Here is a 23,573-nt window from a genome sequence, read left to right on the forward strand (position 1 = left end):
AACACACCAAAACAATATGTACTTTTGGCTATTCTATGGCCACTGGTAAAAAGTTATATTTTGCTTCCGATTTTCATTTAGGCGCTAACGGCTACGCTTCATCCCGCGAGCGCGAAAAACGTATTATACGCTGGCTTGATAGTATAAAAGATGATGTAGCGGAACTTTTCCTGATGGGCGATGTGTTCGACTTTTGGTTTGAATATAAAACAGTAGTGCCCAAAGGCTACATACGTTTCTTAGGTAAACTTGCGGAACTTACCGATGCAGGTGTGAAGCTTTATTTGTTCAAGGGGAACCATGATATGTGGATGTTCGATTACTTTGTAAAGGAGCTTGGCGCAACCATTATTACCAACGAGTTAGTTATTGAGCGGAGTGGCCAAACCTTTTATCTGCATCATGGCGATGGACTTGGCCCCGGCGACAAATTTTATAAGTTCTTAAAAAAGATATTTCGCAGCGGGTTTTGCCAATGGCTTTTTGCTCGGATACACCCCAATTTAGGTGTAGGTATTGCTAATGCCTGGTCTCAACAAAGCCGTATCGCAGGTGCAAAAGATGAATATAAGATACAACATCAACAGGAATGGCTTGAGGCCTATTCTATTGAAGTTTTAAAAAACAGGTACTTCAACTATTTTGTTTTTGGGCACAGGCATCTTCCGCTTGATATTGCATTGCCCGGTAACAGCCGCTATATCAACCTTGGCGAGTGGGTTAATTACAATACTTACGCTGTATTTGACGGTACAGAACTTAAGCTTAAGTATTTTGAAAAGGCGCAATAATCTCTTTACTTTTTACTGAATTAATATGTCCCTTAATTTCAGTATTTTTGCATGTTTTTTGCGCAGCCATAAATCAACACATTCCTTTATAAGTAGATAATTTATTGAATGATTGCTGCGTTTTAATTGATACATCACAAAATGTTAGAAAAGTTAGAGTTAATATACCAGCGCTGGAAAAACGTTGAAGCCGAGTTAAGCAGCCCCGAAGCAATGGCTGATATGAAGCGCTTTGCCCAGCTTAATAAAGAATATAAGGATCTTGCCAAAATTGTAGAGCAATATCACATTTATAAAAATGTGATGAGCAATATCGACGCTAACAAAGAAATTCTTTCAACTGAAAAAGATGAGGAATTTCGTGAGATGGCTAAAGAAGAGCTGGATGCCCTTTTAACCAAGCAGGACGAAATGGAAGAAACCATTCGCCTTATGCTGATACCAAAAGATCCTGAAGATTCTAAAAATGCCATTGTAGAGATACGCGGCGGTACCGGTGGAGATGAAGCCGCCCTTTTTGCGGGCGATCTTTACCGTATGTACATGCGATATTGCGAAAAACGGGGATGGCGCACCGAACTGGTTGATTACACTGAAGGAACATCAGGCGGGTACAAAGAGATTGTTTTTAACGTGAATGCCGAGGATGCTTATGGTAATTTTAAGTATGAATCTGGCGTACACAGGGTACAACGTGTTCCTGATACCGAAACGCAGGGCCGTGTGCACACGTCTGCTGCATCAGTAGTGGTTTTGCCCGAAGTTGATGAGTTTGATATTGAACTAAACGCTGCAGATATACGCAAAGATCTTTTTTGTGCTTCAGGTCCGGGCGGGCAATCGGTAAATACTACCTACTCTGCCGTTCGGTTAACACACATACCTACAGGCGTGGTAGCTCAGTGTCAGGATCAGAAATCGCAATTGAAAAACTACGATAAAGCATTACAGGTATTGCGCTCGCGGGTGTATGAAATGGAACTCCAAAAACATCTTGAAGAAACGTCTAAAAAGCGCAAAACGATGGTGTCTACTGGCGATAGATCTGCAAAGGTGCGTACTTATAACTATCCGCAGGGGCGTTTAACAGAGCACCGTATTGGTCTGACCATTTATAATCTATCGGGCGTTATGAACGGCGACCTTCAAGAAATAATGGAAGCATTACAGTTTGCAGAAAATGCAGAAAAGTTAAAAGAAGGAACAGTAGCATAATTTATGCTACTTTATAAAAAAAGCACCTTTAAGGTGCTTTTTTTATTGTAACTCAAGGCATTTCATGTCATTTTCATAATGGCAATTTATTTTAGCGTTTGTAGAGTTGCATTTAACCGTTGCAATACGTAATAGGTTAAAAGCAATAAGTTAAACATATAACGCTACCCTATGATGCTGGCAGTAAAAACCTTAGCAGAAAACACAACCATATTTAGCCGCGAGGTGCGGTTAATGGGTGCAGAGTTTGAATTTAGTTTGGTGACTGATAATCCTGCATGGGCTTTGCAGCGTATAGAAAGCGCAGTTAAAGAAATAACGCGCATAGAAAAACTTCTAAGCACGTTTAATGAGGAAAGTTCGGTAAATAACATTAACCGCAATGCATCGGTTAAGCCGGTTCGGGTTGATGTCGAAACCTTTAAGCTTATTGACAGGGCATTGCAGGTATCGGCCCTTACCCATGGCACGTTTGATATTGCCTATGCTATACCGGCGACTGATGAAGATGGGGACGTAATAGCCATTGCGCCCGTTAGAACTCTGAAAAAGGAAATCAGCTTAACAAATTACACCAATATTGTGCTTGATCATGCCGCGCAAACGGTTTTTCTGAAAGACAAAAATATGCGTATTGGTTTTAGTGCGGTTGGCAGGGGCTACGCGGCCGACAGGGCTAAATATGTTATGCAAATGGAAGGCGTTAGCAGTGGCGTTATTAATGCTGGTGGCGATTTGCTGGCTTGGGGATTACAGCCAGGTAATGCACCGTGGACAATAGGCGCAGCCGACAGCTCTAAGGCTGACAGTATTTTTGCCAATGTTGAAATAAGTAACATGGCTATTGCTACATCATACAATGCAGGCATAACAATAAAAAAGGGGGATATTAATCCTGTAACCGGCTTCCCTGTAAGTAATATCAGGAGTGTAAGCATTATTGCGCCAACTGCCGAACTGGCCCTTGCCATGACACAGACTGTTTTTAGTACCGGTATTAACACTGGGCTATACCTGATAAATAAATTAAACCAGATAGCTTGTATAGCAGTGGATGACCACGAACGCGTGTACAGCTCAAAAGATATTAAATTATAATATAGCAGTAAGGCTGCGGTATATTAATTATGATCTGCGCTAAGTTTTAAGGTGCCATCCTTAACGCTTAGCGCATTTTTACATAACATAACAATAAACTGCAATAATAACACAGCCTTTTATATTTGCATATTTAGTGTATTCTTCCATTTATAATGACAAAGCGGTTTTGGTATATTGTACTCTTGATACTTGTTGCACCGCTTTTGTTGTATGCTAAAACTGATAATATTCGCACCCAGATCTGTTTAAATGATATAAAAACTATATCATTGAACATTAATTATGCGTTTCAACAGGATACCACTTTAGTAAAAGGGAAAAAGAAATCATCAGAAGAAGATAAAAAAAAGATAAAGGAGGTAGCCCGGGCCAAAAAAATGCCAAAGCCCGAAAAGATAGAGGATGTACCCACAAAGCCTAAACGCCAGCGCCGGCCGGAAGGGGTTGAGCGGCCACCAGAAATACCAAGACGGAACGATTAATTTAAACAGAGCAGTATTAAATGAGATATATTAGCCTCATCTTATTAATTTTTGCTTGCAGCGTTGTAAACGCAGCTCATGTAAACCCTGGTTTAATTGCCTGCAGAAACAACTACGCTGTTGCTGATACAGATACTATAATTCGCAAAGCTTCGGTCTCCGCAGGGATAAGTTATGGTAGTGATGTATTGTTTTTTGGCCGTACTGGGCCTGTTAAATATCCTTTCATGTCTACGGATGTTATATTTAATAGTAAACAGGGGCTTTTTGTATATGGTTCTGCTTTAAAGGTGTTGGGCTACAAGCCGCTTGTAGATGAGATTGACGTTGGTGGAGGATATTATTATCGGTTTTCAAAAAAATTTAACGGGGTAATAAGCTACACACGATTTATTTTTAATAAAGATGCTCTGATCATAAAATCAGCCTCGTCTAATGATATTAACTGGAAAAATACTTACGACTGGAAAGCCTTTAAAACAAGCCTTACTGCCGATTATCTTTTTGGTAAGTCGTACGATATTTTTACAACTGTTAATATTTCCAAATATATTGAAAGCAGTTTCAGTGTATTCAATGATCAGGATTTCATCTCGATCAATCCATCGGTAAGTACAATTTTAGGAACCCAGAATTTTGTGCAGCGGTATTCATTGGACCATGAGCATCGTTTGGAGTTTGATAACATTTATCAGCCTATGGAAAACGCACGCCGCGCCCGTGCAAACGCCAGGTTTAACATGCTTAATTACAGTTTTAAAATACCGGTTGCCTACAATATGCCGCATTACACATTTGAAGCCTCCTGGAAATATTCTATCCCGGTCAACGTTGAGGGTATATTAAAAAACCATAGAGAATCATTTTTTAATCTCACGTTTTATTACGTTTTTTATTAGGATGAACGTACTGATCATAGAAGATGAAAAGGCACTTGCCCATGAACTTGAAATTTTTCTGGTAAAAAATAATTATATCTGCGAAGTTTGTTATACCGGTGCTACAGCATCAGAAAAGATAGCTGTAAATCTTTATGACTTTATACTTTTAGACCTGGGCCTACCTGATTATGAAGGGCTTGATCTGTTAAAGGAAGCAAAAGTATCTAACCCCGAAGCAGCCTGCATTATCCTAACGGCCAGGGCAGAAGTTAACGACAGGGTTAAGGGCCTGGATTTAGGTGCAGACGATTACCTGCCTAAGCCATTTTCCTTGTTAGAGTTGCAAAGCCGGATGCAGGCTATTACACGGCGCAAGTTTGGTATCGCCCAAAATGTGATTGATCTGGACGGGTTTTTAGTAAACCTTACCGAACGCACTATTTTGTATCATGTTAACCCGGTAAACACTATAACCAAAAAGGAGTTTGACTTACTGGCTTATCTGCTGCTGCATAAAAACCGTACCCTGACGCGCGCGCAATTAAGCGAGCATATATGGGGTAGCGTCATCAACGACGATTACGACTCTAACTTTATTGATGCCCATATCAAAAACATCAGGAAAAAGCTTAGCGCATTTGCCCCTGCCGATTGGCTTGAAACTGTGCGCGGCCTGGGTTATCGTATCAAAACAAACGCTTAAATAATTTGAAGCTTCAAACCAAACTTACCCTGTTCAATGCCATATCAAAACTGGTTATTGTAACCTTGTTTGTTTTGTTGCTTCCAAACATCATTGAAAATATTAACAGAAGTTATACAGATAGCCGCCTTATAAAGCAAAAGGATAAACTGCTTGAAATTGTGCGCGAAAAAGGTATAAAAAACTACATAGAAAATGATGAAAGCTATGGCAGCTACCTGCCGCTTAAAGAAGAATATATCAGTCTGGACGTTGTTGACCCTGGTTACCGTTTAGATACCATACAGGATGAAAGGCGCCTTGTTGAGCGGGATACTATTGATTACCGCATACTAAGCCATACGTTTAGGGTTGGAAAAAAAAACTACCTGCTTGAAATCGGTAAAAGTACCGAAACCATTGGCGATACAACAGGCCCATTGCAAACCATAGCTTTTTTGCTTTTATTGGGGATGGTGCTGCTTACCATACTGGCCGACCAGATATACAGCAACTACATCCTGCAGCCGTTAAATACCATTATTCGTACTAAGCTTACAGGCAAAAAGTTTCCAAGCTTTACGGCTTATAAAGAGGTTAAAACCTCTACAACCGACTTTCAGGACCTGGACATTAGTATCCATAAAATGGTTGAAACCATTGAAAGTGCTTTTCAGAAAGAGCGGGAGTTTATCTCCAATGCCTCGCATGAGCTGATGACCCCGATATCTATCCTGCAATCAAAAATAGAGAACATGTTTGAGCAGGAAGATATAACCGACGACACCAAAGTGCGGCTATTGGAAATGCAAAAGATACTTAACCGGCTTAAAAGCATCACAAAAACGCTGTTACTAATCTCGCAGATAGAAAACGATCAGTTTTTGAAAGAAGATAGTATACAGGTGCGCGAGCTTTTACAGGATATATATGACGAAATATCCATAAGGTTGCAGGACAAAAATATAAGCCTGGCACTGCTTGTAATTGATGATATTAAATTAGTAAAAATTAACAAGTTTTTGCTGTTTAACCTGTTGTTTAACTTAATTAACAACGCCATTAAATATAATCGTCAGGATGGCGAGATAACCGTAACAGCCCAATGGGTAAAAGAGAGCTACACCATCAGTATTGCAGATACCGGTATCGGTATATCACCCCTAGAACTGCCCTATATATTTAACCGTTTTAAGAAATTTAAACAATCCTTATCACATGAAAGCTTTGGGCTTGGCCTGCCAATAGTTAAATCAATAGCGGCGTTTCATCAAATTGATATAAGTGTTGTTTCAGAGCCGGGTGTAGGCAGTACTTTTACTATAACGTTTCCTCACAGCGTTGTTAAGCTACCTGGCAAAAATTAAGCTGTACTAAATAAAAGTCAGCCGTGTAAGCTATCTGCCAGATAAATTGGTAAGCAAGCACATTTATTTCGCAAGCATTAAATTATATTGTTTTATGGTATAATAATTTTCCAATTGTTGCGGCTATTTAAGCGGTGTATATTTTTGGCGCTTTGGCACTTGCTTTGCAAATATTTAACAAACACACAATTTTACGATGAAAACATTTAAATTAAAGATCGCTACATACAGTATAGCATTAGCTTCATTAGGTATTTTAGGTTCCGGTTGCGACTCTATGACAAAAACACAGAAAGGTGCTGCTATAGGCGCCGGTGCCGGTGGTACCATTGGTGCGTTTATAGGTAAAGCGGCAGGTAACACTGCCCTTGGCGCTATTATCGGTGGTGCCGTTGGTGGTACAGCCGGTGCATTTATTGGCCGTAATATGGATAGGCAAGCTGCCGAGATCAAACAAACCGTACCAGGGGCTACAGTAACACGCGAAGGCGAGGGTATATTAGTAAAATTTGATTCGGGTATATTGTTTGACACAGATAAATCTGACCTTAAAGCCGCCGCCCGTACTAACCTTGCTAATTTGGCTACATCATTACAAAATAACCCGCAAACCAATATTTTAGTTGTTGGACATACTGATAACACAGGTAGCGACTCTTATAACCAAAGCCTTTCTGTACGCAGGGCCGAAGCTGTAAAATCATTTATCACAGCTAATAATGTGGCATCATCACGTTTAAGCACAAGTGGTAAAGGCGAAAGTGAGCCCATTGCAGATAATAGTACTGTAGAAGGCCGCGCGCAAAATCGCAGGGTAGAAATAGTGATTGTTGCTAACCAGGCCATGAAAGACCAAGCCAAACAACAGGCAGGTCAGTAAATGTAATCAAGAGATTTAATAGTTAATCAGTCCTCGTTGCGTTAGCAACGGGGACTTGCTTTTTGATGACGGTTGCAGATGCAGGCATAAGGCTGTTTTTTGTACCTTTGTCGCATGGCATCCATCAAACCATCTGTACCAAAGGGTACACGCGATTTCTCTCCGGCCGAGATGGCCAAACGTAACTTTATTTTTGATACTATTAAAAGCGTATTCAGGAAATATGGCTACCAGCAGATAGAAACGCCATCGATGGAAAACCTGAGTACCCTTACCGGTAAATACGGTGATGAGGGGGATAAATTGATATTTAAAATTTTAAACAGCGGAGATTTTTTATCTAAGGCCGATGAGCAGGCACTGGCAACCCGCAACTCAAATTTAGTGACCGGTTCAATCTCGGAAAAAGCGCTTCGCTATGACCTTACCGTGCCTTTTGCGCGCTATGTAGTGCAGCACCAAAACGAAATAGCCTTTCCGTTCAAGCGTTTTCAGGTGCAGCCGGTTTGGCGGGCTGACAGGCCGCAAAAAGGGCGCTACCGCGAATTTTACCAGTGCGACGCAGATGTTGTAGGCTCGGCATCTTTGCTGAATGAGGCCGAGTTCATCATGATATATGATGAGGCTTTAAGTAAACTTGGTTTAAAAGACTTTACCATTAAAATCAACAACCGTAAAATACTATCCGGCATTGCGCAGGTAATTAATAAGCCTGAAAGTATTATTGACCTTACCGTTGCTATTGATAAGCTGGATAAGATTGGTCTTGACGGGGTTATAAAAGAATTAATTGAGCGCGGATTTACCAATGCCGACATTGATCAACTGAAGCCGATTATTTTACTTGACGGTACTAACGATGAAAAGCTGGCCAGTTTACGCACTGCCTTGCAAACATCTGAAATTGGTTTATCCGGATGCGACGAAATACAAACCGTATTTAATTATGTTGCTGCCTGCAAGCCGCTTACTGCCAAGCTGGAGCTGGACATTACGCTTGCCCGAGGTTTAAATTATTACACCGGCGCCATTTTTGAAGTAAAAACTAATGAAGTTGCCATGGGCAGCATTGGTGGCGGGGGACGTTACGATGACCTTACCGGCATGTTTGGCCTTAAAGGTTTAACCGGTGCCGGTATATCTTTTGGTGCCGATAGGATTTATGATGTGCTGGAAGAACTCAACCTGTTCCCTGCTTCGGCTGAGCAAAGTACACAGGTGTTGATATGCTGCTTTGATGCGCAGGGCGAAACTTTTGCATTACCTCTACTGCAAAACCTGCGCGATGCAAATATTAATGCTGAGCTTTATCCCGCAGGTGCGAAAATTAAAAAACAGATGGAGTATGCCAATAACAAGCAGATTCCTTACACGGTGTTAATTGGCAGCGATGAAATGCAAAGTGGGCTGCTTGCATTCAAAAATATGGAAAGCGGCGAGCAGCAAAAACTAACCGGCGAACAGATATTGCAATACCTAAAGGGAGTTGTTAATTAAGGTATACTTTAAAGGTAGTACCTTTACCTAACTCGCTTTCTACTTCAATTTTGCCGCCAAGTGCCTCAACCTGGTTTTTGGTAATAAATAACCCCATGCCACGGGCATCGCGGTTGCCGTTAAAGGTTTTATACATGCCAAAAAGCTGGCTGCCATGTTTTTTCAGGTCGATACCTATGCCGTTATCTATTATAATAAAACCATTCCGGCCGCTGGAATCTGCTAAGTGATCGATGATAACGTGCGGACGTTGCGTTAGGGACCGATACTTTATAGCGTTACTTAACAGGTTAAGTATAATACTCTCCATATAAGCGGGGTTATAAGATAACACATAATCAGCCGCTATGCGGTTATCAACTTCTACACCCAGTGTTTTTATCTCGTTCGTTAATAGTTCTACCGAGCGTTCTACATAGCTGCGCAGGTTGATCTGGGCGGTTTGTATGCCAATATTAGTTTGTATAGATACGACCTCGTTAAGATTTATAATAGTGTCGTTCAGCTGATCTGACACTTTTTTCAAATGATTGTATAACTCTTGTTTTTCCTGTTCGCTGGTAGACGGATCGGTCACAATATCCATAATCATATTAAAATTGCTGGAATGAGTACGCAGATTATGAGATACGATGTAAGCGAAATTAAGGAGCCTGCTGTTTTGTCCGCTTACAATATCAAGTGTTTTCTGTAATTGTTGTTCCTGCAGTTTTTGCTCAGTGATATCAATATGTGTCCCTATTATACGGGCAGGCTTGCCATCGTTTTTATACTCAATAACTTTAGCCCTGTCTAATATCCATTTGTAAGAACCGTCCTTACATAAAACACGGTGCTGGTTTGAGTAAGTTTCAGATTCGCCGCTTATATAACACCTTACTTCTTTGATATAAGCCTCCCGGTCATCCGGATGCACCCTTTTTGTCCATTCTCCGGGAACATTACTAAATTCATGTTCTTCCAATCCTATCATGGCCAGGCAGGCTTTTGAGTGGAAAATAGTATTATTTCGCAGGTCGTAATCCCAAATGCCGCCGCCGGTACCTTCAGAAGCAAATATCCAGCGCCGTTCGCTTTCGCGCAATGCAGATTCTGCCAGTCTGCGCTCAGTGATATCTTTTACCTGAGATACAAAATACAATGGCTCCCCATTGCCTGAAAATACCAACGCTACATGAAGTAATATCCATAAAGCCTTGCCGCTTTTTGTGATATACCTTTTTTCCATTTTGTAAGCGCTGATCTCTTTTCGCAGTGTTTTCTGAACAAGCTCAATATCGGCTTGCAGATCGTCGGGATGAGTGATTTCCTGAAATGTTTTTTGAGTAAGCTCCGCGGCGCTGTAACCCAGCATATCGCAGATGCTTTTATTCACTTTTAAAAATCTACCGTCGGTAGATACCAGCACCATGCCGATAGGTGAGTATTCAAAGGCATTTCTAAAGGTCTCTTCTTGTACTTCCAGTTCGTGTTCGGCATTTTTTTTACCGGTAATATCTATATGGCAACCTACCATGCGTATAGGTGTATTGCCCTCCCATTCAATAACCCGGCCTGTACTGTTAACCCATATTATAGAACCGTTTTTATGTTTGTACCTTACATCTATATTAAAAGCTTTTTCGCCATGACTGTCATAATGTTCCCTAAGGCATTTATCCATCTTTGGCCTGTCCTCAGGTAGAATCAGATTTATCCAGGTAGCAATATTATTTGGTAGCTCGTTATCCTGATAACCAAACAAGGCCTTAAAGGCGGGGCTATACATCACCTTGTCTTCCTGAAAATAGCAATCCCAGTAACCCGCAAGCGCTTCCTCAAGAATTACCTTGTAAATATCTTCCATTAATTATCAGAGGGGTATAACTACTATAAGTATCTAATATACAACTATTGCTAACTAAAATGCTAACAATAATTGCAATAACAGAGGATCATTTATAAGGTTTATATAAAATTCAAACCGTCAAAATTTTCATTCAATATCTGCCTGTTGCTTACATCAAGCCATTTGTCAAGCAGGGTAGCATATACATTTCTAAAATCAATTTCATATTTAAGGTCGCCGTTATCCAAGCCTGTTAAATCAGGGGAGGTGTTGTAAATGCCAGCTTTGCCGAGTTTCCCGCCGAATATTAAAACGTTATTTGCGGTTCCATGATCGGTACCATTACTCGCATTTTGTGCAACACGTCGACCAAATTCAGAAAACGTTATTACCAGCGTATCATCAAGTCTGCCGTTACTTTTCAGGTCTTTTATAAACGCGGCGGTAGCATCCCCATAGATTTTTAATTGCCGCCCCTGTTGCTTAAGCTGTGTGGTATGCGTATCAAAACCGCTTAAGGATACATAATACACCCGGGTTTTTAGTCCTGAGTTAATAAATTTAGCTACACTTTTTAGCTGATTAGCAAAAGCGGTTTGTGGATATACGGCGTTAGTACTATACGTTTTAGACGTTTGCTGAATATAGTCGGCCGAAGAACAGGTTTCTATCATGGTTTTATACAAGTATCCCAGGTTGTCCTCATTTAAATGCTCATGATGATCATCAACCAGTTGCTTAAAGAACGGCTCGCGGGTGGAACGGTATAGTTTAGCCGGATTTTGCACGGCTATTCCCTTCAATTTTTCGCCTTTAAGCGCCAACGACAAGGTGTCGTCTACTTCAACGGCGGTAAAAGGGCTTTTGTTGGTTGTGCAGTTTGCATCCAGATACCTGCCTATCCAGCCTGTTGTTAAAAATTGATTTGATGCGCTACCGGTTTGCCAGATATCCATTGAGCGGAAATGCGACCTGTCGGGATTTGGGTATCCTACCGAATTGATTATGCTCATCCATCCCTGGTCGTAAATTTCTTTAAGTGCGCTAAGGTTTGGATTTAGGCCCTGCATGTCATCAAGTTTAATAACTTCCGGTTGCTTAATGGCGATGGTATCGCGCTTTTGATAATAGATATCGTTTCCATAGGGAACGATAGTATTAAGGCCATCGTTACCGCCGGATAATTGTATAATTACGAGGTTTTTATAGCCAGATATCTGCGAAGGAGCCATCACCTCGAGCGGCTTTACAAACGATGGTATCAGGAATGCGCCCGATGCCAGCGTGCTTTGTTTTAAAAAATCGCGTCTGTTCATATTAACATAATTGATATTCGGGTGTAGAAACCAACTCTATGATCATTGTTTTCATATCAGCCGATTGTTTGATAATTGACATTAAACCGCTGCTTAATTTAGGAGCTATAATAGTTTGCGCTATATCCATATTTGATAAGCCTTTATAGATTGCACCGGTAAGTTTATCCCAATGGGGCCGGCTAAGGGCTTGCTCTTTTACTTTATTAGGTTGATTAGGCATAACCGCTAAAAAAGCTTCGTCTTCAGGATCTGCCTTGCCCCGGAAATCAATGATTCCGTTATTTAATATTGTAGCCGGTATCTTAAGACGAAACATTAATGACGAGCTGTCTATCCAGTTTCGGCCGCCCGGCCAGCCGGCTACATTCGGGGGGTAAAACAACACCTGCCCTAATGCACGCTGAAACTGCATCATAATATCCGGATTGTCGTAATTTATATCAAACTGCCGGTTAAGGCCAACAAGTAAATCAATCGGAGATTTAATAAGATTGCCTGTGTTGGCAGGCGCGTAAAACCAATCGGCGCTAAAAACATAGCGCAGCAATGCCGCAACTTCATAATTGTTATTATACAATACATCGGCCATTTCATTAACATGTACTGCATCAGGTGTGTCGTTTACCAGATAGCGGTATAACTTGGCAGATATAAACCGGGCTGTTTCCTTTTTTTCCAGCAGCATATTAATAATATCTATACCTTTAAAACTGCCTGCATGACCCATGAATTTTTTGGATCCGTCGTCATGAAGAAAACCGCGCTCGATAAAGTTGCCGTTGTTATTAAACCCCCAGCCGGTAAAGGCCCTTGCGGATTCTTTTACATCTTGCTCGGTATAATTACCACGACCAATGGTGAAAAGTTCCATCAGTTCACGTGCGAAGTTTTCATTGGGATGCCCTTTTTTGTTCTGCTGGTTATTTAAAAATTGCAGCATTGCGGGCGACTGTGATACCTGAAGCAACAATGTGCGGAAATTGCCAAGTGCATATTGACGATGTATATTATTTAATTGCTGTGCGTGCCACGGATTTTGTGTACGGCAGGCAAAGTGATTATGCCAAAACAGCGTCATTTTCTCACGCAATATGGCATTTGTACTGCTCATTTGATTTATCCAGGCAAGGTTTAACTCTTTTTCCTTTTGCCTTTGCTGTTTTAAGAACATCTTTTTGCTTAGCGAATCGGTCTTGCTGATCTGTTTATAGTTGATGTTTTGTTTGAAAAGCGATAATGGCTGTTTAACTTCAGACGATTTAAAAATCAGCTCAATCGCTTCTTCTAAAGTTTGCCTTTCAGCCATTTTTATATGGCTTACTTGCAAGCCAAATCCGGCCCGGGCGTACAAGTGTTTTATTTTACTGATATCGCTCATTATTGTATGACATGATAGATACTTGTGGGTTTAATCTTAAATTTACCGCCGATGATATTCAGGCTTGATGAGCGCTTAATTTTTCCAAACCCGCAATTGGCCGAAGAGGATGGCTTGCTCGCGGTAGGCGGTGATCTTTCGGCTGAGCGGTTGTTGCTTGCTTATCAGAATGGGATATTCCCCTGGTTTAGCGAAGATGATCCCATTTTGTGGTATTCGCCGCATGAAAGGTTTGTGCTATATCCAAATGAGCTCGTTATATCAAAATCCATGCGTAAGGTTTTGCAATCCGGAGCGTTTACAATCACATCAAACCAAAGCTTTGCTGAAGTGATACATGCATGTTCAACGATGCAGCGCCCCGGGCAGGATGGTACCTGGATAACCGAAGAAATGAAATCGGCCTATATTAACTTGCATAAACTTGGTTACGCACATTCTGTTGAAGTTTGGCAGGATGAGGAACTGGCAGGGGGCTTATCCGGCGTGGCGGTAAACAAAGTATTTTGCGGCGAAAGTATGTTCAGCAAAGTAAGTAACGCCTCTAAAAGCGCGCTCATATGGCTTTGTACTCATACAGATTTTCAGCTTGTAGATTGCCAGGTACATACAGAGCACCTCGAATCTATGGGCGCAAGAATGATCACCCGCGAAGATTATATGCAGTTGTTGCATAGTACCAACCTTAATAAAGCTTAGCTTTGTGCTGATGGAGCAGGCTAATGTAAAAGAACGCGTAATATTAGGTATCGACCCGGGTACCGCTGTTATGGGTTACGGTTTGGTGATTGAAAAAGGGCCTAAAGTTGAACTGATAAGCCTGGGTGTGGTAAAGCTGGATAAGCTTGATGACCACATGCTTAAGCTGCAGCGTATTTTCGAAAAAACAGTAGCGCTTATTGATAATTACAAGCCCGATTGCCTGGCTATTGAAGCCCCTTTTTATGGTAAAAACATACAGGTAATGTTAAAACTGGGCAGGGCACAAGGTATCTGTATGGCTGCTGCGCTTTCAAGAAGTATTGATATAACAGAGTATTCGCCCCGTAAAATAAAACAATCCATCACAGGTAACGGTAACGCTACTAAGGAGCAGGTTGCTGCTATGCTGCAAACCCTTCTAAGTTTTAGCGAAACGCCCGACTTTTTAGACGCTACGGATGGGCTGGCAGTGGCTGTTTGCCATTCGTTTCAAAAAATAAATACTAAGGCTACTAAAAGCGGTAAAAGCAAAAAGACTTATTCGGGCTGGGAAACATTCATAAAAGATAACGCAACGCGCATAGTAAAGCCAGCGGGTAAATAACTATAAAAACATAGCTCTTACTTCCTGCCAGTTGTTAACGCGCACATCCCATTCAACATTCCTGTTGTGGGATGCGGTGAAAAGTACCCCCTGGCCAACAAAGCCTTTAAAATTACGTACGTTGTCATCAATCAAATAATCGGCATTTATAATACTTTTATCCCCGCAGAACACAATGTTGGTCCAGGATATGAATGGAAAATGTTCGCCAAGCCAGGCAAGTTTAGGCAGTAAGGAATTGGGAAACTCCATAGCAGCCGTAGTAAAAAATATTTCATACTTATCATGCAGGTCGCGTATTACCTCTTTGGAACCTGGTATTACGGATAAGTCTTTAAAAAAGTCGTCATGAAAAACATATTCTCTGATGCGGTGATGGTGTTCTTTCAAAAAAAGGTCTTCAATTTTATTTGACGATAATTGCTCGGGTGTAAACTCAATGGCATAATCGCGTTTATACCATTCGGCAAAACGGCCATGAGCATCCGCCACAACTTCATCCATGTCAATAGCTATTCTTTTCATGTTTCAAATATATCCGCAGTGTGTTAACCGTGTATATATTTTTGGAAATAAGGCCAGCCGAATGTATTTTTGTTATTATTTATAATTAGTCTTAATAACATCAATTTCATGTCTCCACTTAAAAAAGTTATTCTCTTTTGCCATCGGTGGCTTGGTTTTATAAGTGGTATCATTGTATTTGTAGTAAGTATAACTGGATGTATCTTTTGTTTTCAGGACGAGATACAGGATGCTATGTACAGCTATCGGCATGTAGAACCGCAAAGCAGGGGCTATGTGCAACCATCGGCGCTTATTGATGCGGTAAAAAAGGATTTTCCGAAAGCTTCACCAGATTTTATTATATATTATGGTATTGACCGGCCTGCCAGTGTGCTGGCTAATGTGGGCAATGGGGGGTACGAATATGTATTTTTAAACCCTTACACGGGTAAAATTACCTATCATGAAAATCCACAGACCAACTTTTTTATTATTGTAGAATACCTGCATCTGTATTTGTTGCTTCCGCCAGCAATAGGTAAATGGGTAGTAGGTATAGCAGTTATCATTTTTGTGGTTATCATGATAACAGGTATTATACTTTGGTGGCCAAAACGTAAAAGCGACCGTAAACGCAGTTTTACAATAAAGTGGGGCGGCCGCTGGCGCAGGATAAACTATGATTTGCATAACGTTTTAGGGTTTTACGCAACATCAATTGCTTTGATACTGGCTATTACAGGCCTTGCAATTGCATTTGAGCCCGTAAGCAAGGGTATATATAATGTAGCTAACCTGGGTACTGATGTTAAAAATGAAATAGAAGAGCCAAAGTCAGACTCGCTGAAGCTGACAGGCATAGCTAAGCAGCCTGTTGTAGATATTGCGTTTGCCTATGCAAGGCAGCATGTGCCTGCGGCGCAAATGTATATGATACATAATGATCCTGCTGTTTCTGGTGCTATTGGTGTGGGGGCTTACGCTAAGTCAATGCACTATTCACATGCGGATGGCTTTGAGTTTGACAAGTACAACGGCAAATTATTAAAGGAATACATTTATGATAAAAAAAGCCCCGGCCTCAAGTTAAATGAAATGAACTATGATATACATGTTGGGCAGATAATCGGTATTCCGGGCAAGATCATTGCATTTATCACAAGTTTAATTTGCGCCAGCTTGCCTGTTACGGGCTTTATAATTTGGTTGGGTAAACGGAAAAAGACCAAGTCGAAGGCAAGAAAGATCAGAGGGGCTGTTCATCACAAAACACATAAAAAACAAATGCAGGGCGTTTAATAATGCAAAAAAAGGGATGCTATAGCACCCCTTTCCCGTTAGTTAGTATGTAGTTAAGTTAGTTACAATTCTTCATCGTGTTGGGAAACGTCCAAACCAACAAGTTCATCTTCAGGAGTAACACGCAGCGGGCTGATCAGGTCAGTTACTTTCAATAGGATAAAAGAACCTATGAAAGCGAAAGCTGATACGGCAACCAGCGCTATAAGGTGTTTTACAAATAAAGATGTCTCGCCATAAAATAGACCTTCTGCACCGGCAGCATTAACGCTTTTAGTAGCAAAAACACCGGTTAACAGCATACCCATCATACCGCCTACACCGTGGCATGGGAATACGTCAAGAGTATCGTCTATGTTAGTACGGCTTCTCCAGATTACTACCAGGTTACTTACCACGGCTGCTACAATGCCCACAATTAATGAGCTTGATACCGTAATAAAACCAGCGGCAGGAGTTACGGCAACTAAGCCTACAACAGCACCAATACAAGCGCCTACAGCAGATGGTTTTTTACCTCTCAGCATATCGAAAAATATCCATGACATAGCCGCGGCTGCTGATGCTGTGGTAGTAGTAGCTAATGCCGTTGCAGCCAATTCGCCAGAACCAAGAGCTGAACCGGCATTGAAGCCAAACCAGCCGAACCAAAGTAAACCTGTACCTAATATTACGTAACTGATGCGCGCGGGTACGTGAGACTCTGGCACTTCGTTACGTTTTTTCAAATACAGTGCAGAAGCTAAAGCTGCCCATCCTGCCGACATGTGCACAACGGTACCGCCGGCAAAGTCAAGCACGCCCATCTTAAAGAAGAATCCATCAGGATGCCAGGTAGCATGCGCAAGCGGGGCATAAATAATAATGATGAACAGCGTTATAAATATCAGGTACGAGTTAAAACGGATACGCTCTGCAAATGCACCGGTAATAAGGGCTGGTGTAATCACAGCGAATTTTAACTGAAACATTGCAAACAAAATTACCGGAATTGTGCCCCATGCTACCCCAATGGTGTTTTGCATCATGAAAAACGTTTTGGGGTTGCCTAAAAAGCCGCCGCCTATGTCTTCGCCAAATGCAAGGCTGAAACCAAAAACTACCCAGATAATGGTGATGAGACCCATACAAACAAAGCTTTGCAGCATTGTAGAGATCACATTCTTTTTACGAACCATACCGCCGTAAAAAAAGGCGAGACCGGGGGTCATTAATAACACTAGGGCGGTTGAGATCAATAACCATGCAACATCTGCCGAGTTAAATTCGGCGGGTTTGGCGGCACCGCTGTTACCTGGATACATAAGTGCAAGTATCACCACGATAACAAGGATCAGAAAAGGTAAAACTTTTTTCATTTTGTTAGTTAATAAAGTTTAGTTAATCAATTAGTTAGTATTAGTTAGTCAGTAAAAATCTTTTATAATCGCTGCGTTTTATTAGCTGTACGGCGGCTTATCGCTGCTGTACAGCCTAATAATAGTTTGGCATAATCGTCCCGGTGTTATAGTATTTGTATTTGGTTGAAATATTAAAATAAAACTTAATTTTTATAAATCCTCACAGCTTTTTTGTTCTCAATTCTATTGCTCAGTGTAAATTTTTAAAAAAAGTCGCTTTTGTTTTCTGTTTTTGCAAAATAGACTCACTTAAATGAAGTCAAATTATTCTTTTATTAAATTTCTTATGCTAAAATAATAATTTTAAAATGATTTTATCAAGAAAAATCCTTTTTTATTAAAAATTTTTGCAAAATATTCAGATATAAAAATTAAAAATTGATTTTATTAGCAAATACTTAGAAGATGTAATCCTTTTACAAGTTAGTTTATGATTAGCATGAAATGTATAACGAAGTTATTTATAATTGGTAAAAAGATCGAGCTGATCTGAAGTTAGAACGTTTGGATTTTGTGAGATTTGAAAATTTGAAACGGTTATACCCAATAGTCTGATATAACAATCATCGGTAAAAGAAGCATTTAATAAGTTTTTTGCCGATTTAATAATTGTTTCTAAAGCGTTTGTCGGTTCTGCAAGCGAAATACTTCGGGTTATTTGTTTAAAATCGCTGTATTTTATTTTTATAGTGACAGTACGGCCTTTTAAATTATATCTTATTAGGCGTTCGTGCACTTTTTGAGCTAATTTCTCCAGTTCGGCGTTCATCTCCTCAATTATAGTTAAGTCAAACGCAAAAGTATCCTCGGCTCCCACAGACTTTGTTTCCCGGTGTGGTTGTACTTCTCGGTCATCAATGCCGCGCACTATTTTATAATAAAAAGCGCCTGCCTTGCCAAAGCGCGAAATCATCTCTGCTTCGCTTAAGTACTTTAGATCAGCGCCTGTGAACAATCCCTGCTGCTTCATTTTGGCAGCAGTTACTTTTCCTACTCCATAAAATTTATCTACAGGAAGCTGTTCCATAAACCGCTCAATAGATGAAGGGCCAATAAAAGTAAGCCCATCAGGCTTTTGCATGTCTGAGGCTATTTTAGCTACAAACTTATTCACCGATACCCCGGCGGATGCGGTAAGGTTAAGCTCGGTTTTAATTGCTTGCTTTATCTGTTGTGCAATCTCAATGGCCGAGCCTATGCCCTGCTTGTCGGCTGTTACATCCAGGTAGGCTTCATCTAACGAAAGCGGTTCTATCAGATCTGTATAACGGCTAAAAATTTCACGGATCTTTTGTGATACCTCTTTATAAGCTGTAAACCTTGGCCTTACAAATATGGCTTGCGGGCAAAGTTTTAAGGCTTGTTTGGATGGCATAGCCGAGCGAACACCAAATTTGCGGGCTTCATAACTGGCGGTAGCAACAACACCGCCACGGCCCTCTGGTAAGCCGCCAACAACTAAAGGCTTTCCACGATATTCCGGGTTGTCGCGCTGTTCTACTGATGCATAAAATGCATCCATATCTATATGGATGATTTTCCGCTTTACCTGCATTGCTTTGGCGTTATATTCAACCAAAACTATTAATTTAAGTTACCTTTGGCAAACAGTAACCGATATATGTCTTCTCATCATATTGTTCGCGAAAAACAAGAGCCAGCCCTTGTGGTACTTGGCCTTAAACACTTTTCTGACGAGTTACTCGGGCAGTTACTGGAATGGAGCCCTACAGTAATTACCGTTCCGGATGTTGCAGAACAACTTAATGCGCAGGTTATAAAAATAGATTATATAATTGCCGATACTATTGACGAAGCGCTACAGGCTGATGTTAAACGTATTGCACCAGGTTCGGAGCCGGCAATCCAGGCTGCGTTGGGCTATCTTACCCATAGCGGCTATAAGGCAGTAAATGTGGTTGCAGATGATATTGTTCTGAAGGATTTTGAAGAATTTGTTGACAAAATAAACCAGGTTATTTACTCTGGCGGGCAAAAAACTTATGCCATAACAAGTGGTTTTAGCAAATGGAAACCAGCAGGTGATATTGTACAATTATTAACTGATAGCACCGGCCTTAGTATAAGCGGCTATTATCAACGGGAAGGTAATAAGATAACTACAATACAGGATGGTTTTTTATCGTTGAAATTTGATAGCCCATTTATCTTTATTGCAGAGGAAATGTAGCTGTTGTGAACTTAGTGGATTGAAAAAATAATTAATACATAATTAAACCGTTAAGCTTATTTTCAGTCTTAAGTATACAATACAACAGCAATAAAAAAGCTGCTGATTATAAATTCAAAATGAAGACAGCATATAAAAAATTATTAACCTTAGCCTTAAGCGGTATCATGATGACCGGCTTAGGCTTATCTGCCAACGCTCAGCATCGTGGCGGCGGAGGCCGCCCAAGCGGTGGTTTTGGTGGTGGCGGAGGCCGCCCATCGATGGGTGGTGGCGGAGGCGGCTTTAGTCGCCCATCAGGCGGTGGTTTTAGCAGGCCATCTGCAGGCATGAGCCGTCCATCCGGTGGCTTCGACAGGCCTTCATCAGGGATGAGCCGTCCTTCAGGAGGCTTCAATCGCCCGCAGGCAGGCATGAGCAGGCCTTCGGGGGGCTTTAACCGTCCATCAGCTGGTGTAGGCCACCCTAATGGCTTTTCGGGTCGTCCAAATTCATTTGGGCGTCCGTCTGTAGGTCGCCCTTATGCCGGCCGTCCATCAAGTTTTGGCCGTTATGGCAGGGGTTATTACGGCCGCGCTTATGCATACCGTTCATACAATGGTTACAGGTATCGTTATTATGGCCCACGTTACTTTAATTATGGTTTTTACAATTACCGTGGTTACTATAGTGCTTATTACCTGCCACGTATAGGTTTCAGCATAGGCGTATTGCCGGTTGGTTACTATCCATTCTGGTGGAATAATTACCAGTATTATTACAGCGATGGGTTGTATTACCAATATGATAACAACCAGTATACTGTAGTTGAACCACCGGTTGGCGCACAGGTAAACTCTTTACCATCTAAAGCCGAGCCTATAACCATTAATGGCGAGCAGTTCTACGAATCGAACGGTGTTTATTACAGGGCAGTTACTAAAGACGACGGCAGCCAGGTTTACGAAGTAGCCGGTAAAGACGGACAATTAGAAACAGGCAACGCGGAAGGCCAGGATGGTGATTACCAGCAACCTTACCAGGTAGGTGATATATTAACCACATTGCCAGAGGACAGCCGTAAGATAACTGTGAATGGCGAAAAGCTTTATGTATCGCCAGATGGTACCTATTTCCAGGAGCAACGGGATGAAGACAATAAAAAAGTTTATAAAGTTGTAGGCTTATCAACAGATGAAGATCCCGCTGAAGAATCAGGCGAATAACCAGAAATATTTAAGTAATAATAAAAAAACGCCTTTAGAGTAATCTAAAGGCGTTTTTTTTATTATACATTGCAATTAAATTGCAGTGTAACATTTATTTAAGCTCCGTATCTAACCCCTCACATATAAATAATGTGCCGGGCTTATTAGTATGACAAACTTTGAAGATATATACAGCCGATACGCTCCGCAGATATACAGGGTATGTTTAGGATATACTAATGATGCTGAACAGGCAAAAGATCTGGTTCAGGAAACTTTTATTTCTGTATGGAAAAACTTAAGCAATTTTCGTAAACAATCACAACTGAGTACCTGGATATTCAGGATAGCAACAAACCACTGTCTGCGTGCTTTAGAGGTAGCAAAACGTATGCCCTTGGCGGAAATACCCTTCCATTTAGCCGACATTGAAAATGAGTCGCCTGAAGAAAAGCTAAAATATTTATACCTGTGTATCGCTGAGTTGGAAGAAGCTGAGCGAATAATCATATCCCTTGAACTTGAAGGTTTACCTCAGGCTGAAATTGCTGCCATTGTAGGGTTAAGTAATGGAAATATAAGAGTTAAAATCCACCGGATAAAAGAAAAGCTGGCACTTAAATTTAAAGCAAATGAACAATTCAGTTGATATACAAGCAATTTGGCTCAGCGCCAAAACGGATGTCTTGCCAACATCAAAGGAAATGCTGCATCTGATTAAAAGATTTCGGAACCAGAAACTGCGGAAAAAATGGCTGATAATTATAGCTTCTAACATTCTGTCATCAATAATTATTACAGTATTAGTCACAACTCAGTTTAAGCTATCAATAACGTACATAGGTGGTGGATTAATGGCTATTGCGAGCCTTTTGCTGGCAGCAACAAACTTAAAGTCGATTGGCCGTTTTTATCAGCTGGATGATTATAATAACGTGGATTTCCTCGCCTTTATAGAGCAAACCCGTCAAAATCAAATGTTCTATTACAAAAAAACTATGTTAGTCCTTGTCTTGCTATGGTCAGTCGGGCTGCTCTTATACCTTTACGAGCCTACCTATACACACCCTTTATGGCTAATTATAATTTACGCTACCGTGCTGGTTTATGTAAGTGTGCTTTGGTTTATTGTGCGGCCACGATCTTTTAAAAAAGACACCGAAAAACTAAACGCTACCCGCGACCGGCTAACAATAATATTAAAGCAACTTCAATAACATGAAAATAAGCAACATTTTAAAACCCGCCCTGGCTTATCTTATTACAGGCTTAATGATAACGATTCTTACCCCTATTATCAGCCGCCAGTTTTCACTACCTGATTATTTAAGAGGCTTTTTAACTGGCCTGGGCCTTACACTTGAGTTTATTGCACTGGTTAAGATACAGCCGGCAAAAAAACATTCGAAATGCCCGTTGCGAATAAACGCCTCAGGTAAACGCTAATATTTGGAGCGGACAAATATGTGTTTAAAACTAATATTCTAATTATACGATCTTATTGCAATTACAAAGCGAGATAAAATATAGGAACCTTACTTTGGGTTGATAGTTGACCATGTGCTGTAATAAAACTGCATCAGTGTTTCAGATTTAACATTCACTTTATGTACCGCTGCTAAATTTGCCATATGCAAATCAGTAATCAAGTGGATAGTGAAGAAGAGTTACTACAGCTGCTAAAAAATGATAACGTTTTAGCTTTTGACCGCATATACAACAATTATTGGAAAGCCCTTTACCATGCAGCCTACAGCAGGGTAAATGATGAAGAAGTTGCTAAAGATATTGTACAGAATGTTTTTATCGACATCTGGCAAAAACGGAGCAAGTTTGAAATTACGACCAGCCTGAAACAATATTTGCATGGCGCCGTGAAAATGAAAGTACTGCACCATTACCGGTCCGAAAATATCAAACAACAGGTACTTGACAACGCACTTGAACGAATTTCATGGCTGATGCATTCGCATTATAATTTATCTTCTTATTTTGATCTGGAACGCATTATCAGCGAAGAGGTAAATGAAATGCCGCAAAATATGAAAACAAGCTTTTTGCTTCGAAACGACAGCTATTCGGTAAAGCAGATAGCCGGCAGCCTTAATCTGGCCGAGCAAACGGTATCAAATAATATTACCGAGGCAATTAAGCGCCTTAAAAAACGCATAAAAACAGAATATCCCGAGCGTTATGTAGGTTGCTTTAGCCTAATAGCACTGTTGTTTACACAAAATTAACGGAATGTTCATTTAAAATTGA

At 40.8% G+C, this 23,573-nt stretch carries 24 protein-coding genes; 18 read left to right on the forward strand and 6 right to left on the reverse strand.

Annotated elements, in window-relative coordinates:
• The first annotated feature begins 35 nt into the window (after positions 1–35).
• From ACFQZX_RS18445 to hisS, 9 genes are all read left to right on the forward strand, one after another.
• Complete coding sequence (locus ACFQZX_RS18445; RefSeq protein ID WP_377118179.1) at positions 36–791, forward strand: UDP-2,3-diacylglucosamine diphosphatase; 756 nt, start codon at positions 36–38, stop codon at positions 789–791.
• Between the two features lie 141 nt (positions 792–932).
• Complete coding sequence (gene prfA / locus ACFQZX_RS18450; RefSeq protein WP_377118181.1) at positions 933–2,006, forward strand: peptide chain release factor 1; 1,074 nt, start codon at positions 933–935, stop codon at positions 2,004–2,006.
• Between the two features lie 171 nt (positions 2,007–2,177).
• Positions 2,178–3,104 carry an FAD:protein FMN transferase gene (locus ACFQZX_RS18455; RefSeq protein WP_377118183.1) on the forward strand — a complete coding sequence of 309 codons (927 nt, stop codon included), beginning with the start codon at positions 2,178–2,180 and terminating at the stop codon, positions 3,102–3,104.
• Positions 3,105–3,259: 155 nt separating this feature from the next.
• Positions 3,260–3,589, forward strand: a complete 330-nt coding sequence (locus ACFQZX_RS18460) for a hypothetical protein (protein ID WP_377118185.1) — start codon at positions 3,260–3,262, stop codon at positions 3,587–3,589.
• A gap of 20 nt (positions 3,590–3,609) precedes the next feature.
• Positions 3,610–4,488 carry a hypothetical protein gene (locus ACFQZX_RS18465; RefSeq protein ID WP_377118187.1) on the forward strand — a complete coding sequence of 293 codons (879 nt, stop codon included), beginning with the start codon at positions 3,610–3,612 and terminating at the stop codon, positions 4,486–4,488.
• Position 4,489: 1 nt separating this feature from the next.
• On the forward strand, positions 4,490–5,173 hold the full coding sequence (locus ACFQZX_RS18470; RefSeq protein WP_377118189.1) for a response regulator transcription factor: 684 nt from the start codon (positions 4,490–4,492) through the stop codon (positions 5,171–5,173).
• A 5-nt stretch (positions 5,174–5,178) separates the two neighbouring features.
• On the forward strand, positions 5,179–6,519 hold the full coding sequence (locus ACFQZX_RS18475; RefSeq protein ID WP_377118192.1) for a sensor histidine kinase: 1,341 nt from the start codon (positions 5,179–5,181) through the stop codon (positions 6,517–6,519).
• 196 nt (positions 6,520–6,715) lie between these two features.
• Positions 6,716–7,399, forward strand: coding sequence for an OmpA family protein (locus ACFQZX_RS18480; protein ID WP_377118194.1), 684 nt, complete (start codon positions 6,716–6,718; stop codon positions 7,397–7,399).
• 114 nt (positions 7,400–7,513) lie between these two features.
• A complete protein-coding gene (gene hisS / locus ACFQZX_RS18485) occupies positions 7,514–8,896 on the forward strand; it encodes a histidine--tRNA ligase (RefSeq protein ID WP_377118196.1) in 1,383 nt (460 codons plus the stop codon).
• On the opposite strand, the gene ACFQZX_RS18490 is transcribed toward hisS, so the two are convergent.
• The 3 genes from ACFQZX_RS18490 to ACFQZX_RS18500 form a co-directional block, all read right to left on the reverse strand.
• Entirely contained in the window at positions 8,889–10,742 is a 1,854-nt protein-coding gene (locus ACFQZX_RS18490) for a PAS domain S-box protein (RefSeq protein ID WP_377118198.1), read from the reverse strand. The two genes, hisS and ACFQZX_RS18490, sit on opposite strands and share 8 nt — an antisense overlap.
• Before the next feature lie 101 nt (positions 10,743–10,843).
• Entirely contained in the window at positions 10,844–12,040 is a 1,197-nt protein-coding gene (locus ACFQZX_RS18495; RefSeq protein ID WP_377118200.1) for a DUF1501 domain-containing protein, read from the reverse strand.
• 1 nt (position 12,041) lies between these two features.
• Complete coding sequence (locus ACFQZX_RS18500) at positions 12,042–13,421, reverse strand: DUF1800 domain-containing protein (RefSeq protein WP_377118202.1); 1,380 nt, start codon at positions 13,419–13,421, stop codon at positions 12,042–12,044.
• Positions 13,422–13,472: 51 nt separating this feature from the next.
• Between ACFQZX_RS18500 and aat the strand changes: the two genes are divergently transcribed.
• Positions 13,473–14,120, forward strand: coding sequence for a leucyl/phenylalanyl-tRNA--protein transferase (aat, locus tag ACFQZX_RS18505; RefSeq protein ID WP_377118204.1), 648 nt, complete (start codon positions 13,473–13,475; stop codon positions 14,118–14,120).
• 10 nt (positions 14,121–14,130) lie between these two features.
• The gene (ruvC, locus tag ACFQZX_RS18510; RefSeq protein WP_377118206.1) at positions 14,131–14,727 is read left to right on the forward strand and encodes a crossover junction endodeoxyribonuclease RuvC; all 597 of its coding nucleotides are present in this window, start codon (positions 14,131–14,133) and stop codon (positions 14,725–14,727) included.
• Here ruvC and ACFQZX_RS18515 read toward each other — a convergent pair whose 3' ends face one another.
• Positions 14,728–15,252: a 5' nucleotidase, NT5C type gene (locus ACFQZX_RS18515; RefSeq protein WP_377118208.1), complete on the reverse strand. Its 525-nt coding sequence runs from the start codon at positions 15,250–15,252 to the stop codon at positions 14,728–14,730. It lies immediately after the preceding gene.
• Positions 15,253–15,360: 108 nt separating this feature from the next.
• Between ACFQZX_RS18515 and ACFQZX_RS18520 the strand changes: the two genes are divergently transcribed.
• Positions 15,361–16,533 carry a PepSY-associated TM helix domain-containing protein gene (locus tag ACFQZX_RS18520; protein ID WP_377118210.1) on the forward strand — a complete coding sequence of 391 codons (1,173 nt, stop codon included), beginning with the start codon at positions 15,361–15,363 and terminating at the stop codon, positions 16,531–16,533.
• 62 nt (positions 16,534–16,595) lie between these two features.
• Here ACFQZX_RS18520 and ACFQZX_RS18525 read toward each other — a convergent pair whose 3' ends face one another.
• Complete coding sequence (locus tag ACFQZX_RS18525) at positions 16,596–17,891, reverse strand: ammonium transporter (RefSeq protein ID WP_377118212.1); 1,296 nt, start codon at positions 17,889–17,891, stop codon at positions 16,596–16,598.
• Positions 17,892–18,390: 499 nt separating this feature from the next.
• Positions 18,391–19,488: a DNA polymerase IV gene (dinB, locus tag ACFQZX_RS18530; RefSeq protein ID WP_377118623.1), complete on the reverse strand. Its 1,098-nt coding sequence runs from the start codon at positions 19,486–19,488 to the stop codon at positions 18,391–18,393.
• A 66-nt stretch (positions 19,489–19,554) separates the two neighbouring features.
• On the opposite strand from dinB, the gene ACFQZX_RS18535 reads away from it, so the two are divergent.
• The 6 genes from ACFQZX_RS18535 (at position 19,555) to ACFQZX_RS18560 (ending at position 23,551) form a co-directional block, all read left to right on the forward strand.
• Positions 19,555–20,124 carry a thiamine pyrophosphokinase gene (locus tag ACFQZX_RS18535; protein ID WP_377118214.1) on the forward strand — a complete coding sequence of 190 codons (570 nt, stop codon included), beginning with the start codon at positions 19,555–19,557 and terminating at the stop codon, positions 20,122–20,124.
• A gap of 119 nt (positions 20,125–20,243) precedes the next feature.
• Positions 20,244–21,329, forward strand: a complete 1,086-nt coding sequence (locus tag ACFQZX_RS18540) for a DUF6515 family protein (RefSeq protein ID WP_377118217.1) — start codon at positions 20,244–20,246, stop codon at positions 21,327–21,329.
• A 151-nt stretch (positions 21,330–21,480) separates the two neighbouring features.
• Positions 21,481–21,960, forward strand: coding sequence for an RNA polymerase sigma factor (locus tag ACFQZX_RS18545; protein WP_377118219.1), 480 nt, complete (start codon positions 21,481–21,483; stop codon positions 21,958–21,960).
• Positions 21,944–22,528, forward strand: coding sequence for a hypothetical protein (locus ACFQZX_RS18550; RefSeq protein ID WP_377118221.1), 585 nt, complete (start codon positions 21,944–21,946; stop codon positions 22,526–22,528). Before ACFQZX_RS18545 ends, ACFQZX_RS18550 begins: the two co-directional genes overlap by 17 nt.
• 1 nt (position 22,529) lies before the next feature.
• Positions 22,530–22,757: a hypothetical protein gene (locus ACFQZX_RS18555; RefSeq protein WP_377118223.1), complete on the forward strand. Its 228-nt coding sequence runs from the start codon at positions 22,530–22,532 to the stop codon at positions 22,755–22,757.
• A gap of 185 nt (positions 22,758–22,942) precedes the next feature.
• Positions 22,943–23,551 carry an RNA polymerase sigma factor gene (locus ACFQZX_RS18560; RefSeq protein WP_377118225.1) on the forward strand — a complete coding sequence of 203 codons (609 nt, stop codon included), beginning with the start codon at positions 22,943–22,945 and terminating at the stop codon, positions 23,549–23,551.
• Positions 23,552–23,573: the final 22 nt, after the last annotated feature.

It is taken from the genome of Mucilaginibacter litoreus, from assembly GCF_042676805.1.
Taxonomy (GTDB): Bacteria; Bacteroidota; Bacteroidia; order Sphingobacteriales; family Sphingobacteriaceae; genus Mucilaginibacter; species Mucilaginibacter litoreus.